The 14,620-nt window shown below is 69.8% G+C and carries 12 protein-coding genes and 1 pseudogene; 8 read left to right on the top strand and 5 right to left on the bottom strand.

The features are described from left to right. Position 1: 1 nt before the first annotated feature. From HUW62_RS01520 to HUW62_RS01530, 3 genes and pseudogenes are all read right to left on the bottom strand, one after another. Positions 2 to 5,017 carry a hypothetical protein gene (locus HUW62_RS01520; protein WP_176433345.1) on the bottom strand — a complete coding sequence of 1,672 codons (5,016 nt, stop codon included), beginning with the start codon at positions 5,015 to 5,017 and terminating at the stop codon, positions 2 to 4. 159 nt (positions 5,018 to 5,176) lie between these two features. Then, positions 5,177 to 6,166: pseudogene (locus tag HUW62_RS01525) on the bottom strand (bifunctional methionine sulfoxide reductase B/A protein); the annotation flags it as partial. Between the two features lie 339 nt (positions 6,167 to 6,505). Continuing rightward, a complete protein-coding gene (locus tag HUW62_RS01530; RefSeq protein WP_176433347.1) occupies positions 6,506 to 7,402 on the bottom strand; it encodes a general secretion pathway protein GspE in 897 nt (298 codons plus the stop codon). Positions 7,403 to 7,722: 320 nt separating this feature from the next. Here HUW62_RS01530 and HUW62_RS01535 point away from each other — a divergent pair, with 320 nt between their 5' ends. From HUW62_RS01535 to HUW62_RS01550, 4 genes are all read left to right on the top strand, one after another. Next, positions 7,723 to 8,463 (top strand): MotA/TolQ/ExbB proton channel family protein, encoded by a 741-nt coding sequence (locus tag HUW62_RS01535; RefSeq protein ID WP_163864262.1) that lies wholly within the window; start codon positions 7,723 to 7,725, stop codon positions 8,461 to 8,463. Positions 8,464 to 8,591: 128 nt separating this feature from the next. Continuing rightward, a complete protein-coding gene (locus HUW62_RS01540) occupies positions 8,592 to 9,080 on the top strand; it encodes a biopolymer transporter ExbD (protein WP_163864261.1) in 489 nt (162 codons plus the stop codon). Between the two features lie 24 nt (positions 9,081 to 9,104). Beyond that, positions 9,105 to 9,686, top strand: coding sequence for a biopolymer transporter ExbD (locus HUW62_RS01545; protein ID WP_163864260.1), 582 nt, complete (start codon positions 9,105 to 9,107; stop codon positions 9,684 to 9,686). Positions 9,687 to 9,769: 83 nt separating this feature from the next. After that, on the top strand, positions 9,770 to 10,429 hold the full coding sequence (locus HUW62_RS01550; protein ID WP_176433348.1) for an HAD family hydrolase: 660 nt from the start codon (positions 9,770 to 9,772) through the stop codon (positions 10,427 to 10,429). Between the two features lie 19 nt (positions 10,430 to 10,448). Here HUW62_RS01550 and HUW62_RS01555 read toward each other — a convergent pair whose 3' ends face one another. After that, complete coding sequence (locus HUW62_RS01555) at positions 10,449 to 11,240, bottom strand: helix-turn-helix transcriptional regulator (RefSeq protein WP_176433349.1); 792 nt, start codon at positions 11,238 to 11,240, stop codon at positions 10,449 to 10,451. A 162-nt stretch (positions 11,241 to 11,402) separates the two neighbouring features. On the opposite strand from HUW62_RS01555, the gene HUW62_RS01560 reads away from it, so the two are divergent. From HUW62_RS01560 to HUW62_RS01570, 3 genes are all read left to right on the top strand, one after another. Further along, positions 11,403 to 12,017 carry a putative glycolipid-binding domain-containing protein gene (locus HUW62_RS01560; RefSeq protein WP_163864257.1) on the top strand — a complete coding sequence of 205 codons (615 nt, stop codon included), beginning with the start codon at positions 11,403 to 11,405 and terminating at the stop codon, positions 12,015 to 12,017. A gap of 89 nt (positions 12,018 to 12,106) precedes the next feature. Next, a complete protein-coding gene (locus HUW62_RS01565; RefSeq protein ID WP_163864256.1) occupies positions 12,107 to 12,658 on the top strand; it encodes a hypothetical protein in 552 nt (183 codons plus the stop codon). 165 nt (positions 12,659 to 12,823) lie between these two features. Continuing rightward, on the top strand, positions 12,824 to 13,645 hold the full coding sequence (locus HUW62_RS01570; protein ID WP_255203160.1) for a hypothetical protein: 822 nt from the start codon (positions 12,824 to 12,826) through the stop codon (positions 13,643 to 13,645). A gap of 69 nt (positions 13,646 to 13,714) precedes the next feature. Here the strand turns inward: HUW62_RS01570 and HUW62_RS01575 are convergent, their stop codons facing one another. Further along, positions 13,715 to 13,936 (bottom strand): hypothetical protein, encoded by a 222-nt coding sequence (locus HUW62_RS01575; RefSeq protein WP_176433350.1) that lies wholly within the window; start codon positions 13,934 to 13,936, stop codon positions 13,715 to 13,717. 261 nt (positions 13,937 to 14,197) lie between these two features. Between HUW62_RS01575 and HUW62_RS01580 the strand changes: the two genes are divergently transcribed. Continuing rightward, the coding region (locus HUW62_RS01580; protein WP_255203166.1) for an MASE1 domain-containing protein at positions 14,198 to 14,620 on the top strand (423 nt) is incomplete at its 3' end.

Raw genomic sequence — 14,620 nt, forward strand, 5'->3', positions numbered from 1 at the left:
TTCAGTCCCAGCCCCGGAGCTGCACGCGCACCCTTCGCACGAGCAGGTCCCACTCCTGGCGCTTCAGCGTCGTCAGGACACGGCCGCCGATGACGGTGAGTCCGGTGAGCGTCATCACCAGGAAGCCGATGCGGTGGTCCCTCAGGCCCGCGTCGAGCAGGTTGGCCACCACGTCCAGTGTGAGGAACAGCGTACCCAGCGCGAGGTACGCGCGAATCTGCAGCGCCATCCCCAGCGCGACACCCAGCAGGCAGACGCCGCCGAAGATGAGCGCATACGTGCCGTCTGGTGACTCGCCCACCCGCATCGCCAGCTTCGCCGCGGCGGGCACGTACAGCAGCATGCCTCCGAGGATTCGCACCGTGTTGCGAGCCGCGTGCGGCAGGCTCTCCGTGAAGAGCTGCCCCAGCATCAACAGCAGCAGGCCCAGCGGCGCCAGGTAGATTTCCAGCCCTTCCAATCCGAAGGCCAGCGCGGCGATGAGCAGCGCCAGGTTGCACGCCGCCGCCGCGAAGGCGCCGAACATCCGGCTCCGCTCCACCGCCCCCAGCGCCGCGTACAGGAGTCCGGAGCCACCCGCGAGCAACGCCGCCTCCTGCGTCGCCTCGCCCGGCAACACGAGCGCCATGCCGATGGGCAACAGCGCCGCGAAGCGTCGGGTCGCCGCCTCCACCGGACGCACTCCCGCTCGACGCGCCATCACCGTCACGCCGACGAGCGTGAAGCCCAGCGCCAGCGCGAAGAGGGCGTCATGCTCGGCCCGCAGGCCGGGCGCATACAGGCCGCGCACCAGCGCGTAGACGCCCACCACCGCGAGCTGCACGAAGTACACGTGCCGCCCCGTGTGCTCCACCCAGGCGCAGTGCAGCGCCACCAGCACCGCCAGGCCGATGGCCGCGATGGCCGTCGTCAACGACTCCTGGGGCGCATTGCCGCTCACGGCCAGCGCGGCGAGCATCACTCCCGTCGCCACGAGCCACGCATCCCGCCCCCACGTCATCCCCACCGCGATGTCCGCCCGCCGCGCGCGAGTCCACCGCTGCGCGGTCTGCAGGGCCACCACGGCCCCCGCGGACGCCAGGGCCAGCACCGCGCCATGGACGATGAAGAGGTCCCCATAGCGCAGCCAGGGGCCCGTGAGGCTCGCGCGAATCGTGAACCCGGCCATGAACGAGGCCAGCACCGCGCTGCCCGCCACCCAGGTGCCCGCCGACGCCATGAGCGAGGCGAACGTGCCCTTCCACCGGAACGCCGCCACCAGCAACGAGGCCGCGATGAGCACCAGCGTCACCGGGAAGGCCGGCGACACCATCCAGTTGCCGCCCAGTCCGGTGAGCATCTCCGCGAGCAGGTTGAGCGCCGCGAGCGTCGACGACGTGTTGCCGTTCACCGCCAGCGCGTACACCGTGGCCACGATGAGATAGACGGCCATCGCCTGCTGGATGCGGACGCGCGTCGCGCCCTCGGACAGGCCGCGCTTGTTCGCAATCCACGGGCCCACTGTCACCACCGCGAGTCCCACCATCGCGAGCACGGGGCCCGGCCATGCCTCCAGGATGTCCACCTGGTGCGCCAACGCGTGCACCAACAGGAGGATGCTCGCGCCCAGCACGCCGCGCCCCTGTGCCCGGGCTCCACCGACGAACAGCGCCACGCCCGTCGCGCAGACGAGGCCCGCCGCCGTGAGTCCGGGCTGGAAGAGCGCCGCGAGCCCCACAATCCACACCGCCGTGATGGAGCGACGGTGCAACAGGTGCCGGAACTGCTCGGGCAGACCCCGGACCGAGGCCACGGCATAGACGAGCCCCGCGGCGGCGATGCCCGCGAAGGCCCGCTGCCACAGGAGGAACACGGTGTCGCCGGGCGCGAGCCACGCCGCTTCCGAGAGCCAGTGATAGCCCTCGGCGCCCACGCGCACCCACTGGCCATCCGGCGGCGCCAGCGAGACGAGCGAAGGGCCGAACAGCGACTGCCTCGCGGCCCAGAGCGCCGCGCCGGGCAGCCCCAGGTACAACCCGAGGCTCGCCAGCGGCACCGCGCGGAACGAAGCGGCGAGTAGCAGCACCAGTACCGCAGCGCCCAGCACCAGCAGCGGAGGGGTGATTCCCAGCGCGTGTGACGGAGACGGCAGGCCGACCAGGACCGCGCCCTTCAGGAGCACGAGCGCCAGCGCCGCCACGCCCACGTGAGGCACCGCGTGGTACAGCGGGCCATGACTGGGGCGCTCCAGCCACTTCGCCAGCCACGGGCCGAAGCGCCTCGTCGCCAGCGCGACACCCCAGAGCGCGACGCCGATGAGCGGAAGCCGCATCGCCACGACGTCCGGCGGGAGGGGACGGCCCGCGCGATTGATGACCGCCGTCAGCGCGATGAACCCGCCCATGGCCGCGAGCGTCACCACCGAGCCCCGGAGCTCCCAGTCCACGAAGCCGCGCGTCAGGAACGTCAGGAGCGCGGTCAGGACGAGCAGTCCGCCCGCGAGCAGGCACATGCCTCGCTCGGCATCGGTGGGGAAGGGGAGCCACTGGACCAGCGTGAGTGTCGCGATGAGGGCCTGCACCAGCGCGGCCGTGGCGAAGCCGTCCGTGTAGAGCGACAGCCCACGTGCCCCGAGCGGCAACCGGAAGAGGGCGAACACCCCCCGACCCCAGAGGCCGCGCGGCGGGACAGGGGCCGCGGCCGGGTCGACGACGGGAGGACGCGGGCGCAGTGTCGCGAAGAGCGCGAAGCCGAACGCCACGGCCGCCGAGCCCAGCGCTGAACGCGCCGACGAGAAGTCTGAGACGGTGCCCAGCACCTGGGACACGACGAGCGCCACGCCCGTGGCCGCGATGAGGCTCACGAGGCGAGTGCTGTCCCTGCGCGTCCTCAACAACAACGCCAGCGACACCAGCGCAGTGGGAAGCGCGACAAGGACACCACCCGGCAACGCGACTGCGATGGACGTGAGCAGCTCTGGCGGCACGGGCGCGACGCCGATGGCCAGGAACACGCCCGCCGAGGCCATCACCAGGGACAGGTCATCCAGGGGCAACAGCGCGTCCTGGGGCGAGGCCGGCCTGGCCCACGCGGCCTGCACGAGCCCCGCGACACCGTACAGCCCGCTCACGAGCGCGAAGACCGCGAGGCGACTCCAATCACCCGAGAGCCACGGAGTCCCATCGACGAAGGCCAGGGCGCCGAAGAGCGCGGCGGCTCCGCCCACGTAGTGCAGTCCTCGAAAGCGCCAGCCTCCAGAGACGTGCGCGGCCACCGCGAAGGCCAGACCCGTGAAGACTCGGGGCCACGGAGAAGCGTCGCCCTCCATCCAGGAGACGAGCGGCATCGACACCACCGCGCTGACGATGCTCCACGCCAGCAGCCGGATGCGCAGCATCCCCGAGTCGCTTCCGCGCGCCGCGAGCATCAGCAGAGAGGCCGCCGCCGCGCCTCCGAACACCCACCAGCCCTGCTCGTCTGGCGACAGCGTCCGCGCGAGCAGTGCTCCCGCGAGGAGCGTGGCCATGGCCCCGGGGTGCACCAGGGCGCGGCGTCGCGACTCCAGCAGGAAGAAGACTCCGGCGGCGAGCACCGGCGCGAGCGCCGACGCGCCATCGACCTGGAGGTCTCCATTTGTCCCCACCGAGAACGCGGTGATGGCTCCCGCGAGCGCACCGGCCGCGAGCACCGCGTGCGCCACGGTCTCCAGCACCGCGCTCGTCCGAGGAAGCGTCTCGCGTGCGGAGTGCGTGGTCGCCGCCACCGCGAGGACCGTGGCGATGGCCTGCGCCCAGAGCGTCATCCCCGCGAACAGCGCACCGCCCGGCTCCAAATCATCGAACCCCGAGGGCCCGCTCGACACGGCGAAGACCGCGAGCCACAGCGCTCCATACAGCGCCGCGCTCGCCCCGACGAGCAGCACGTTCGCGGACGTCTCCTTGCGCGAGCGCCACAACGTGGCCCCCAGCGCCACCACACCCGCGAAGGCGCAGAGCACGCGCAGCCACGGCGCCTCATCCAGCCCCATCAGCGGCAGGCCCGCGAGCAGCGACGGGAACAGCGCCAACCCGAGCGCCGTCGCGGGCGTCCCGTGCAGCAGCCTGCCCGCGGACTTCAGCGGCACCATCCCCAACGCGGTGAGCCCCAGCGCGACGGGAAGGCCCCAGAGCGGTGACAGCGCCACCAGTGAGGACAGCGCGACGAACGCGACGGGAAGCAGCGCCAGGCCGATGCCCGACAGGACGCGGCCCACGGGCATCGAGCGGCGGGACAGGAACACGCCGAGCCCGATGAAGCCCGCGTGGTAACCCCACAAGGCTCCCGTTACGAGGAGCTGGCGCGGAACGCCGCCCAACGCGTTCCATGCCTCGCGGACGCCCATGAGCGAGCCGCCGAGCACCAGCACCGCGCCGAGGAACCACCAGATGAAGTCGTTCAGCCGGGCCGTGCTCGCCTCGGGCTGCGCGTCGAGCGCGACGACCGCTTCCAGTCCACCACCGAGCACACCCGAGGCATCCCGGGCGAACAGCGACTGTCCCGAGCCCAGCGCGGAGCCGAGGTCGTCCTCGCCCGCGTCCCGGTCATGTCGGGAGCCACGGGGCGCGTGTGCCGTCTGCTCACGCTCCTCCTTCGCGGCCTCCTCCAGTGAGCGCGCGAGCGCCGCGCCCCAACCGAAGAGACTCCAGCCTCCCCCACGACGCGCCGAAGCGGCGACGCCATCCGCCCAGGCCTCCACGCGCGCGGCGGAGTCCAGCGGCTGCGTGATGACCTCAGGCGAGTCATGGCCCACGGCCCGCGCGCTCTCAACGGACGGAGCCTCGACGGGCACCGCTATCGCATTGAGGGACTGTTCGAGCCGGAGCGCCGTCGCCTCATCGAGGAGCGCGTCGGAGCGCCAATCCTGGATGCGTCGCCAGAGTGTCTTCGTGACGAGTGCATCGAAGTGCGGCTCGGTGACGGGCAGGAGGGTGGCGCCGCACTCCAGACATACGCCCCCCGATGCCGTGTCGCGAAACCGCGCGCAGACTGGGCAGATCATCCGCGCAGCATAGCCGCACACCGCCCACGCCCGCCTTGAGTCCACTTCACCCCTGCGAGACGCGCCCCGGTTTCGAGGCTCGACGTCCCGCGCCAGGGCTTGCTCACCCGCCTTCCCAGGGAGGTGAGACTTGTATCACCCGGATAAAGCCCGGGTTTCTCAGTCCCTCATGTAATGGCAGGTGTAGCCGCCCGGATTCTTCACGAGGTAGTCCTGGTGATAGCCCTCGGCGGGGGTGAACTCGCCTGCCTGGACGACCTGGGTGACGACGGGCTTCTTCCACTTTCCGGAGGCGTTGACGCGCGCCTTCACCTCCTCGGCGACGCGGCGCTGCTCGTCGGACAGCACGAAGATGGCGGAGCGATACTGCGTCCCCACGTCGTTGCCCTGGCGGTTGAGCGTCGTCGGGTCGTGCATGCGGAAGAACCAGTCCTCCAGCAGCGTCGCGAAGCTCAGCACCTTCGGGTCGAACACGACGCGCACCGACTCCGCGTGCCCCGTCCGTCCACCGCTCACGTCTTGATACGTGGGCTTCTCCAGATTGCCGCCCGTGTAGCCGACGTCTGTCTGGAGCACGCCCGGAATCTTGCGGAGCAGGTCCTCCATGCCCCAGAAGCAGCCTCCCGCGAGCAGCGCCGTCTCGGTGACACCCGACGCGGCCAGCGCCTTGCCCACGTCCACCTTCGCGGGCGTCGCGCTCGCGGGCTTGCGGCCGAACAGCGTCAACCACTCGCCGTACCCCTGCTTCTCCATGTCGTTCACCGGGACGAAGCGCAGCGACGCGGAGTTGATGCAGTAGCGCTGCCCCGTGGGCTGGGGCCCGTCGTCGAACAGGTGGCCCAGGTGGGAATCACCCGCCTTCGAGCGGACCTCGACGCGCGTCATGCCCAGGCTTTCGTCCCGCTTCTCCACCACGTGCGAGGACTCCACCGGACGCGTGAAGCTGGGCCAGCCGGTGCCGGAGTCGAACTTGTCCTTGGAGGAGAACAGCGGCTCGCCCGTGACGACGTCGACGTAGAGCCCCTCCTCGTGTTGGTTCCAGTACGCGTTGCGGAACGGGGGCTCGGTCGCCGCCCGCTGCGTCACCTCGTACGCCGTGGGCGAGAGGGTGCGGCGCAGCTCCGCGTCCGAGGGCTTCTCGTAGCGGCGGGAGTCTCCCACCGCGGGCCGCGTCCCGGCTTCGAGCGCGCCTCCGGCCGCGGCGGCGCTGCTCGCCTGGGTGCACGCCGCGAGCACCGCGAAGAGCAGTGATAACAACAGACGTCTGGTTGCGCTCCAGGAACGGGAGCGGGCGGAGCGTGAGCTGACGATGACGGACGACATGGGCTGGAGCCTCTCTCCGGACACGCCCGACGCGCGGGGGTTCTGCTTCCCTTACGCGCGAGGCCCGAAGTCGGTTTCAGCGAAGGCGCCCGAGCGTCCAGGTACCCCGGGAAGCCAGCGGACGACCAGGCCACCGGTTCATGCCGGCGGCCGGGAGTGCACGGCTCACCCCTTGTCCTCGCCCTCGTCGTCCAGCTCGCGGCGGAACTCCTCGCTGGAGAGCAGTCCCTTGCGCGCCATGATGCGCATCAGCGCCCAGAACTTGCGCTCCAGCTCCTCGACGCGGTCCGGGTCCTCGCGGGCCTGCCCGAAGAGATAGTCCAGGTCATCGAGCACTCCGCCGCCCGAGGGGGGCTTCGGCTTCGCCGTGGCCTGCTCGCGCTTCTGCTTGCGCTGCTCCTCGCGCGTGCGGATCAGCTCCGCCAGCGACGTGCGCTGCGTCGTCTCACCCGGGGGCAGCTCCTCGCCGACGATGACCTCGTCCTCCTCATCATCGTCAGCACTCGCATCGCTCGGCGGAGGCTGGGTCGGCGGCGCGGGCTTCGCGGGCACGGCGGCGGGCCTCGCGCGGGCCGTAGGAGCGGCGGGCTTCGCGCTCGCCCCACCCGCCGGCGTGACGGGAACCTTGTGGTAGTAGCGCAGGATGGCGCCCCGCACGGCGGACAGCGCCGCCACGCGCACGCTCACCTTGAGTCCGGTGGTGAACTCAATCTCCTCCACCGCCGGAAGGTTGAGTGGATCACTCATCGCGACGACGAGCTGACGCCGTCCGCCCACGCTCTCCAACGCGATGGGGAACAGGTCATGCTGCTCGCAGAAACGCGGGCGCAGCATGTGCACCGCGGCCCACTCCGGCGTCACCGCCGGGAGATCCACCTGCGGCATCCCGAGCGCCTGACTCAGCGCGCCCGCGAGCGTCGTCTCGGTGATCGCTCCCTGGGCGATGAGTGTCGCCCCCAACCGCTGCCCTGACTTCCGGTGGGCCGCGAGCCCCGTCTCGAGCTGGGCGACGCTGATCGCCCTCTGCTCCAGCAGCAGCTCGCCAATGCGCTTCCTCGCCATGCGCCGGCATTAGCATGCGTTCCCTGGGCTCGGAAGCGCGCGCTGACACAACCAGGCCGGGTTGGGAAGCCCCCGGAAACGCCCGCACTGCTGCCTGGAGTCCATGCTGGCAAGGGGTACTCCAGCGCAAAATTCCTGTGAGATTTCAGCACTTAACGCCAGGACCCCTGCCTTGACACCCCAGACAGCCATTCCTAAAGTCGGCACCACCGTTTTCAACATCCATACCTGCCGCCCATCTCTGGGGCGCACGCCCGGGGGGGCGACAGGTCCTGGAAGGTCCGGAGCGCCGGGCCAAGCTGCCGTGGAGGCAAGACGCGATGAACCTGGGGTTTTTGACGAATCTGGCCGTGCTCGCGAACGCTGGTGGTCCCGAGCGGGGCTTCTTCGAAGAGGTCGCCAGGCGCTGGGAGGCCGGTCAGTGGGGTATGTATCCCATCGCCGCGTGTCTCGTGGTGGCCCTCTCCATCATGGTCGAACGGGCCATCGTTCTGTTCGGCAAGGCGTCCATCAACAAGGAAGCCTTCCTCCGTGGACTCAAGAAGCACATCTACGCCGGTGACCTGGACAAGGCCATCAACTACGTGGCGGGCCAGAAGGCGACGCCGCTGACGAGCGTCATCAAGGCCGGTCTGATGAACGTTCCCAAGGGCCAGGACGAAGTGCAGGCGGCGCTGGACGAGGCCACCCTGCGCGAGACGCCCCGCCTGGAGGCCCGCAGTGGCTACCTGGCGATGCTCGGCAACGCGGCGATGCTCGCCGGTCTGCTCGGCACCGTGTCGGGTCTCATCTCCTGCTTCGAGGCCGTGGCGAACGTGAACCCGGCCGACAAGGCGACCATTCTCGCCAACGGTATTTCCGAAGCCATGAACTGCACGGGCTTCGGGCTGGTGACGGCCATTCCGTGCCTCATCGCCTTCTCCGTGCTGATGGGCCGCACCCAGTCGCTGATCAACGACATCAACGAGACCAGCGTCTCCGTGCTGAACCTCATCGTGGCGAACAAGGACAAGTTCAAGAACCTGAACGTCCCCGCCGCCCGGGACCACCACGACGACTGATTCGGGCTCCCGCAGGGAACCCGGAACCCGGGCGCGCTGTCCTGTCCCCACGTGACGTGGGGACAACGGCGCGCCCCTTTCAGTCTCTTGCCGCGCCTCACCGCGCGGGGCCTTAGGAGGACAACGCCATGGCCGGCGGAATGGACACAGGAGGTGGTGGGAAAGGCGGCAAGAAGTCGCTCGATGCTCCCATCAACCTGACCGCATTCATCGACCTGATGGCAGTGACCATCAGCTTCCTCATCATGACGGCGGTCTGGACCCAGATTGGCCGACTTCAAGTTTCCCAGGCGGGAGGTCCCTCCACGGAGGAGGAGCAGCCGCCGACGGAGACCAAGACGGTGCAGCTGACCCTGCTCATCACCCCGACGGAGCTTCGGCTCTCGGCGGACCAGAGCACGTTCGACCCCATCCCCCTCACCAAAGACGGCAAGGGCAAGACGGACCTGTCCAAGCTGGTGGCGCGCTTCAAGGAGTTGAAGGCGCAGCTTCCGGACCAGACAGCCATCACCCTTCAGCCCGAAGACAAGGTCCGCTACGAGGACCTGGTCCGCATCATCGACGAGTGCATCGGCTCTGGGTTGCCCCAGGTGTCGGTGTCCGCGGCGATGGGCTAGCCGAGCACGGAGCCACACCCAGTCATGGCCATCAAGGTTCCAGGCAAGCGGTACGGCAAGCGACTCGAGCACTCCAAGGTGTTCGGGCACGGCGCCGCCCACGCGAAGCGCAGCGGCTACTCCGACCTGCTCATCACCCCGCTGGTCGACATGTTCGTCATCATCGTGCTCTTCCTCATCGCGAACTTCTCCGCGACGGGCGAGGTGCTGATGATGACCAAGGACATCCAGCTCCCGGAAGCAGTCCACATCCAGGAAGTGGAGATGCACCCGGTCGTCATGGTGTCCGGCGAGCAGGTGAGCGTGTCCGGCACCATCGTCGGTCGCGTGGAGGACTTCTCCAAGGACGAGTACCTCAACATCCCCGCGCTGGAAGAGAAGCTGCGGGACATGAAGAAGCAGTTCGAGGACCTGCACGCGATGGCGAACGACGACGCCAACACGTTCAAGGGCGACATCAACATCCAGGCTCACAAGGATGTGGAGTACGCCATCATCAAGCGGGTGATGTTCAGCTGCGCCACGGCCGGCTACAACAACATCAACTTCGCGGTGCTGACCGTCGCTGGAGCGGACGACGCCACCACGGCGGCCGTCACTCCCTAGGGACGGCTGAGCGGGCCTCGACGCCCTGAACGCCCTGGCCCTGTTGGCCGGGGCGTTTTTGTTTTCACTGGAGAGCTCATCACATGCAGCTTCGTGCCGTCTTCTTCGACCTGGATGGGACATTGGTGGATTCGCTGGGGGACATCGCGGACGCGATGAACCACGCGCTGGCACACCACGGCCTGCCCACGCACCAGGAGCCCGCCTACCGCCGCTTCGTCGGTGAGGGGGTGAGGGAGCTGGCGCGCAGGGCGGTGCCCGCGGGCCGTGAGGACCTGGCCGCGCCGGTGCTGGAGACGTATCGCGCGTACTACGACGAGCACCTCTTCGACCGGACCGCGTCCTACCCCGGCATCCCCACGCTGCTGGCGACGCTGGCGGAGCAACGGGTGGTGATGGGGGTGCTGAGCAACAAGTCGGACAGCTTCGTGAAGCGGCTGGTGGAGCGGCTGTTGCCGGGCGTGGCCTTCGCTCGGGTGTATGGCGAGCGGCCAGGGGTGCCTCGCAAGCCGGACCCGACGGCGGTGCTGGGGATGGCGGCGGAGCTGGAGCTCGTCCCCGGCGTGTGTGGCTTCGTGGGTGACACGGCCGTGGACATGGAGACGGCGCGCGCGGCGGGCATGTACGGCGTGGGCGTGACGTGGGGCTTCCGGGACGCGGAGGAGCTGCATGCGCACGGCGCGCGCGCGGTGGCCACCACGGCCGACGAGCTGCTCGCGGCGCTGCGCTCGGCGCGCTTCTGAGTCGAAGCGGCCTTGAGTCTCAGGCTCCGGGGTGCGTCAGGGTCTTCCTGACGGCGCCCGGTGTCTTGCCGTAGCGACGCTGGAAGGCGTTGCCCAGGTGGCCCTGGTTGGCGAAGCCCGCCTCCAGCGCCACCTCGGCCAGGGGCAGGTGTGTGTCCAGGAGCAGCGCGAGCGCATGGCGCAGCCGCACTTCCTGGAGGTGCTGATGGATGCCGGTGCCCATCACCTTGCGGAAGACGCGGCACGCGTGGAAGGCGGACACGCCGGCGCCCCGGGCCAGGACCTCCACGGAGGCTCGCGCGTCGAAGTGGAGTGCCGCCTCGTGGGCGATGGCCTCGGCGATATCGCGCTCGCGTCGGCTCACCGAGGTGTCAGGCCGCTCAGTGGGGGAGAGGACGAGGGCCAGGGTCTCCTCCAGCTTGACGCGGTCCACGGGCTCGCCCCGTGTCGCGTGGGCCAGCAGGGACTGGAGTCGCACGTACGCTTCGGTGCTGACCGGGAACGTCGTCGCCTCCGCCTGGGGACATTGGCTCAGCCACGAGCCACGCACGGAGAGACATGCGTCGCCTCCTCCGTGCGGATGGCGGATTTCGCAGGGCCGGCGCGGGTGCATGCGCAGGCCGACACCCGGGGCCACCACGGCGCGCGTCCGCGCATCGCGAAACTGGAAGCGACCGTGGAGCGCGAGGATGACGCGCTCGCTCTCCACGCCTTCCTCCTTCGGCCGGGGGCCGTCGTGCCCGTCGCAAGTCACTCGGGCGAGCTGGAGGTCCGGTGCGCTGAACAGGAGCGAGGCATGCAGGCGCGGCATGCCGTCAGGATGGCGCGGCGACGCGGGACTCGGCAAGCAAGACGAGGGTGTGCTCTCGGACAGTGGGAGCAAGGATGTGTAAGACGGCCCCGCTCGTGTTGCCTAGGGTTCGCTCCATTGTGGCGAAGCGCCGACGCGCTTCTTTCTTCCGCGAGCACCCTCATGACCTCTCCCCAGCGTGATGTGAACTCCGACCCGGGCTCGGCGCGGCGGTGTCTGCGCGCGTGGCAATGGACGCGACAGGACCAGCCGGGGAGCGAGTACGCCGAGCTGCGGGAGCTCGATGGCGGTTGGGAGTTCGCGGGCTCCGTGGTGGTGACGGAGGAAGGGGTGCCCTACCTCGCGGAGTACACCATCCAATGTGATTCGCGGTGGATGACGAGGGAGGCGCGCATCCTGATGCGGGGCGGTGGCGCGCCCCGGTCGCTCGTCCTGCGGGTGGACGCGCGGCAGCGGTGGTGGCAGGGCGACGAGGAAGTCCCACGGTTCCGTGGCTGCATGGACGTGGACCTGGGCTTCACACCCTCCACGAACACGCTGCCCATGCGTCGGCTGGCGCTGCCGGTGGGCGCGTCGAGCGAGGTGACGGCGGCGTGGGTGCGCATGCCGGACCTGGCGCTGCTGACCCTGCCGCAGCGCTACACGCGGCTTGCTCCCACGCGCTTTCGTTATGAGAGCCGGGGCGGGAGCTTCGTCGCCGAGCTGGAGACGGATGAGCTGTGCCTGGTGACGCGCTACCCGCCCGCATGGGAGCGCGTCGCCGTCACGTCGCGCTGAGCCGCCGGCTCGGAGTCCCCCTTCAACCACGCAGCGCCAGTCATGACGCGGCTCGAGCTTCCTCGGGCCGCGAATGGGAGACGTGCATCATGTCGCATCATCAATCCCCGCTCTCGCGGCGGGCCCTGGAGTTGCTCCACGCGGATGGGCCGGTGCCCGCGCACGCCGAGTCGCTCGCGTTGTTCGGGCGCTTCGTCGGCGCCTGGGACATGGACGTCGCGTTCTTCGACGCGGCGGGGAAGGAGGTCTTCCGTCAGCCCGGAGAGTGGTCCTTCTCCTGGGTGCTGGACGGACGCGTCATCCAGGACGTGCTCAGCTATCCGAATCCGGAGGGGCTGAGCGCCGCCGTGGGGGAGCGTCGAATCGGCACGTCGTTGCGCCACTTCGACCCGAAGACGGGCACGTGGCGCGTCATCTGGCTGGGGGCCACCGCGGGGTATCTCGTCGTGCTCACCGGCAAGGCCGTGGGCGACGAAATCCACATCGAGGGCCCGGACCCGGACGGCAAGGCGCTGCGCTGGATGTTCACCGCGATTGCCGAGGACTCCTTCACGTGGAGGGGCTTCCTCTCGGCGGATGGTGGCGTCACGTGGCGGCTCACCCAGGAGATGAAGGCCCGTCGCCGTGTCCATCGCCCTTGAGTGCTAGCCCGCGAGGGTGGCCGGATGGGACGGGCCTCTCGGGTGGGGCAGGGGCGTGTCCCTGCTTCGCGTTGGACCCATCGCCCAGGCCTGGCTCCGCGTACACGGGCGGTGGCTTTCACGGGCGGCTCGCGGCTCTTACGATGGGGCCGTGAGGTTCATCACTTGAGCACCCAGGGCCCCGTGCCCGGTGTGGATGTCGTTCGGCCGTTGTCGACGGTGCCCGAGCCGAACGCGCTGGCTGAAGCCCCTCCCACGAGCAATCGCCGCGTCATGAAGGGCGTGGCGCGCGCGAGCCTGCGGATGCTCGTGGGCGTGGTGCCCGCGCTCGTGGGCTCGGGGCTGTGGGGCGCGGTGAAGGGGTTCTTCCTCTTCGGCACCCTCGGGCTCGCCCTGGCGGGGACCTTCCTCCTGGTGCCGCGCCTGCTCGACATGCCACCGACGCCCGGATGGCTGGAGGCCCTCAGCCTGGGGCTCACACCTTTCGCCCTGGCCCTGGGGGGAGGGTATGCGCTGATGCTCAATGGCATCGGCTCCCGGCTCGCCGAGGAGGCTCAGGCGCGCGGCTGGATGGGGAACGCCTACGCCGTGCTCAAGCCCGCGGCACTCCAGGTCGCCCAGCGCCTGAGGGGCACGGGCCCGCTCGGTCGCAAGGAGCTGATCCACGCCATCGAGTCCTCCGTGGCGGAGCGGCTGCGCGAGCCTCCCGAGGAGGACACCGGGCCACCGTCGCGCACGAAGTGGCTGGAGCGCTTCCTCATGGAGCAGTCCTACCGCGTCCTGGGCGCCGTCGCCCTGCGCACGGTGCTCACCGCGCCCGACACCGAGACGGCGGTGCGCGAGCTGGAGACGCTGGCCGTGGACCGGCTGGAGGTCTCCCTGGTGGAGAGGCTGGAGGACCTGTTCTTCGTCCAGCAGGTGCTCGCGCTCGTCGTCGGCTTGCTCGTCGCGGCGATTCCGACCTTCATCCTGCTGTTCTCGCGCTGAGCGGCGCGGTGAAAAAAAGCGCGGGCCGACTACCCCTGAGAGCCGGCCCGCGCCCCGCGAGTGCCGTCGCTATACGACGGTGACGCGGTATTTCTCTTTGTCCTCCGCCCGGTTGTGCGCGGTGGCGGCGGCGATGATGTGGCACACCCAGCCCAGACACCCTCCGGTGCCAATCCAGAAGCCCGGGGTGACGATGAGCCAGAAGACACCGCGCAGAATGTCGCCGTTGTAGATCTGCCCCACACCGGGGATGAGAAAGGACAACAGGGCTGCGATTCCGGGACGCGACATCGTCTGGGTACCTCCTCTTGTCCTTCCCTACGCGGCACCCCCGAAGCCATTGCATGCGCGAGGTGTTTCCGACCTATCGGCTCCTGGACGCTTGCCTGCCCTGCGCGGCGGGGGGAAGGTGCAATACCGAGCCTGGCCCGCTACCATGGACTCCACTTTTGTGAACCCGTCGGGTCGGCGGACGGGTCTTCCGGGGGGATGGTCATCATCGGGCTGCTTCGAGCCAGCGCACGCGCGCTTCGCGGACGGCATCTCTTGGAGATGCTGGTCCTGGCCGGCGTGTATCTCGCCGTGGCTCGGCTGGGCCTCTCCATGTCCACCGTGGGAGGAAATGTCAGCCCCGTCTGGCCGCCCACCGGGGTGGCGCTCGCGGCGCTGGTGCTGCGCGGTCCGCTGCTGTGGCCGGGCATCTACCTGGGGGCCTTCCTGGCGACCGCTTCCACGGGCGTGCCGCTGTCGGTGGCGCTGGGCGTAGCCACGGGCAACACCCTGGCCACGGTGCTGGGCGCGCTGCTGACGCGACGGCTGCGCATGGACGCGGACCTGTCACGCATCCGTGACGTCGTCGTGCTGTGCGTGGGGGCGGGTGCGGTCTGCACCGGGGTCAGTTCGCTGGTGGGGCCGTTGTGCCTGCTGCTGGGTGGCGTGCTGCCCGCGGAGGTCCTGGGCCGCGCGGTCTGGGTG

The organism is Myxococcus sp. AM011, assembly GCF_013372595.1.
Taxonomy (GTDB): domain Bacteria; phylum Myxococcota; class Myxococcia; order Myxococcales; family Myxococcaceae; genus Myxococcus; species Myxococcus eversor.

Coding starts and splice junctions, on each gene's coding strand:
- HUW62_RS01530 (WP_176433347.1), bottom strand. CDS start 7,402: ATGGCGAGGAAGCGCATTGGCGAGCTGCTGCTGGAGCAGAGGGCGATC.
- HUW62_RS01555 (WP_176433349.1), bottom strand. CDS start 11,240: ATGCCGCGCCTGCATGCCTCGCTCCTGTTCAGCGCACCGGACCTCCAG.
- HUW62_RS01535 (WP_163864262.1), top strand. CDS start 7,723: ATGAACCTGGGGTTTTTGACGAATCTGGCCGTGCTCGCGAACGCTGGT.
- HUW62_RS01540 (WP_163864261.1), top strand. CDS start 8,592: ATGGCCGGCGGAATGGACACAGGAGGTGGTGGGAAAGGCGGCAAGAAG.
- HUW62_RS01550 (WP_176433348.1), top strand. CDS start 9,770: ATGCAGCTTCGTGCCGTCTTCTTCGACCTGGATGGGACATTGGTGGAT.
- HUW62_RS01575 (WP_176433350.1), bottom strand. CDS start 13,936: ATGTCGCGTCCCGGAATCGCAGCCCTGTTGTCCTTTCTCATCCCCGGT.
- HUW62_RS01520 (WP_176433345.1), bottom strand. CDS start 5,017: ATGATCTGCCCAGTCTGCGCGCGGTTTCGCGACACGGCATCGGGGGGC.
- HUW62_RS01545 (WP_163864260.1), top strand. CDS start 9,105: ATGGCCATCAAGGTTCCAGGCAAGCGGTACGGCAAGCGACTCGAGCAC.
- HUW62_RS01560 (WP_163864257.1), top strand. CDS start 11,403: ATGACCTCTCCCCAGCGTGATGTGAACTCCGACCCGGGCTCGGCGCGG.
- HUW62_RS01565 (WP_163864256.1), top strand. CDS start 12,107: ATGTCGCATCATCAATCCCCGCTCTCGCGGCGGGCCCTGGAGTTGCTC.